The sequence below is a fragment of the Eubacterium sp. AM05-23 genome (genome assembly GCF_003477535.1).
Lineage (GTDB): Bacteria > Bacillota > Clostridia > Eubacteriales > Eubacteriaceae > Eubacterium > Eubacterium maltosivorans.
The window spans coordinates 1-2,424 of sequence record NZ_QUDF01000029.1 but is presented as its reverse complement, the minus strand read 5'-3'; the positions used below and the strand labels follow the sequence as shown (position 1 = coordinate 2,424).

Sequence of the window (2,424 nt, the reverse complement as noted above, 5' to 3'; positions counted from 1 at the left end):
ATCCGGATCGCTTCACCTCCGAGGGCTGTAATCAAGGAGACATAGTCGGCTAAGTCGGGGCGATTACTCGCCCTTTCTCGCCTAAGAACCGTACGTGAGCGTTTCCACTCATACGGCTCAAGCATTTCATCACTCTTTCGAGCGGCTCTCAAGATCGATTCGTTGGCAGTCAGCGTGAACATACGCCATATTCGCCACTTCCTCCTTACCGCCACAAGACTTTGGAACTTTGAAGAAAATTTCCCTCTCGTCCGAAATATCCAGTGGCATACCACAGTGATAGCAACACCCGTTTTGATTTTTCCAGATTAACTTGAATCTTCCTGAAAGTTTCTTCATTCCTTGATTAAACTTACGCTGTCTGAAATATTCTGTATCAAGGAAGGGATTGGCTGTTGCCCTTACTTTCGTGTGTCGGATAATCGGTGTATGGTCTACTCGTATCAATGCTTTTGTGTCCGTAGAGAATACCCAGTTCTGGTTACCCCTGCGGTGCCAATACTTTGTAGAAATCCACCATTTCCCTTTCTTCGGATGCCGTCTTTTTGCCCATCTCCACAGTAGTTCGTAGAGAATATAGTCCAGATGTGCAAACGCCTCGCTTGCGACAACGGACTGATGGTAGTTCGTCCATCCTCGGATTTGTTGGTTCAGTTTTAGAATCAACACCTCTTGATTCCATGCTTTTCCACGTTTCAATATCGTGTCAGAAAGATTCCGCACAATTGCCTGTATGGATTTCTTTGACGGTTTTACAATCAGCTTTCCTCCCCATTTTCGGAATGTCCAGCCTAACAGATCGAATCCGTCACCTATGTGGGTGACAACCGTTTTCTCGTCTGATAATTCCAAACCTCTTGTTTTCAGGAAGTCTTTTATTCGTTCTTTTGCTTCCAAGGCAATTTCTTCCGTTGCTGCCGTAACGATAAAATCATCGGCGTAACGTACCAGATTCACCTTATGGGCGTTCTTGAACCGCCAGTCCACCTTTCCAAGCCTGTTGGTGTGGAATCTGTCCGACAATACTTTCTGCATACCGTCCAGTGCCATGTTCGCAAGAATCGGAGAGATAACGCCGCCCTGCGGAGTGCCATCCTCTGTCGGGAACAGCTCTCCTTTGAAAACAAATCCTGCTTTCAGGAATTGCTTTAGAATTGATTTGTCCATCGGAATATTTTTTATTAACCATTCATGGCTGATGTTGTCAAAACAACCTTTGATGTCACCTTCTAAAATCCATTCTGGCGATACTTGGCGTGACAGTGCTGCGAAAATGTGTTCGCAAGCGTCCTGACAGCACCGTCCTTTTCTGAAACCAAATGATTTCGTGTCGGCGGTTGTTTCTGCCACTGGCTCTAATGCAAGGGCGTATAACGCCTGCATTGCCCTGTCATACATGGTTGGAATTCCTAACGGACGTTTCTTTTTCTTATCTTTCTTCTCGATATAGACACGTCTTAACGGTTTTGCTTTGTAGCCTTTGTCTGTCAATGATCGGACAGCCCGCATCTTCATGGCAGGCGTAGACCAGATTTCCCCGTCGACCCCTGCGGTTTTCTTTCCTTTGTTTGTGGTTACCCGTCTTACGGCGAGTGTTTTTGCATGGAATGAGTGCGTCAGCAGATACTGAAGCCGCTTCACTGTGTTCCACTTCTTTTCCTGAGTAGCCTTGACAATCCTGACTTGCAGCCTATTAACTTCTTTTTCTGCTTTCTTCCAGTCAATGCGTTTCCATTGCATGGCAAGCAGTTTGCTGTCCGATAATCTCTCGGAAACCGCTGTTTCCGCCGTTGAATAATTACCGTTCATAGGTTTACCTCCATTCTTTGTCATGAAATACCGTGGGATAAGTCTGCACCCTTTCAGGTCAGGGCAAATCTTGAACCCCTATGTCCCGCCATTACAGCAGAACCATTCGCTTTTTATCCCATTCCTTTACCCTCTGCGTCATTTCTTCCCCTTACGGGGTCGATACCTCCTTTGAGGAACGCATAGGGCTTACCAAGTTCCGCATAATAAATAATTGTGCGTACCTTAGACGCCATCTTTGAGCCGGGAGGAATCATGTCCATTTGTTGCGGCATCGAGAAAGCCACCGCAACCACCTCCGCACCTTTTGGTGTAAGTGTATCAGCCTTATTTCACTTATTCCCTGTAACGACTCTTACAATGATTCACTTTACGTTCGTCATAGTACGCTTATCCTAACAGTACGTCCGACTTAGGCTGTCAGATTTCCCATATTGTCCCACAAGCTTCCTACCTGAACGTTACCATTCACGCAGTTTGTGGTAGGATTACCCCAAATGGATCGGGTAGCTGATAACCAGCAATTCATTATGCGACTTCTTGTCGCACCTCGCGCTCTGGATCACACACAAGGATGTCATCCTGGGTCGCGAGGGCGAGAAACACAATCAGCTC

General features: G+C 46.5%; 1 protein-coding gene. It reads right to left on the bottom strand.

Features of this window, described 5'->3' with window-relative positions:
* Window positions 1–129 precede the first annotated feature (129 nt).
* The gene (ltrA, locus tag DW091_RS19865; RefSeq protein WP_118519114.1) at window positions 130–1,809 is read right to left on the bottom strand and encodes a group II intron reverse transcriptase/maturase; all 1,680 of its coding nucleotides are present in this window, start codon (window positions 1,807–1,809) and stop codon (window positions 130–132) included.
* Window positions 1,810–2,424: the final 615 nt, after the last annotated feature.

Excerpts from the sequence above, each read along its gene's own strand:
- ltrA (WP_118519114.1), bottom strand. The coding sequence starts at position 1,809 with ATGAACGGTAATTATTCAACGGCGGAAACAGCGGTTTCCGAGAGATTA.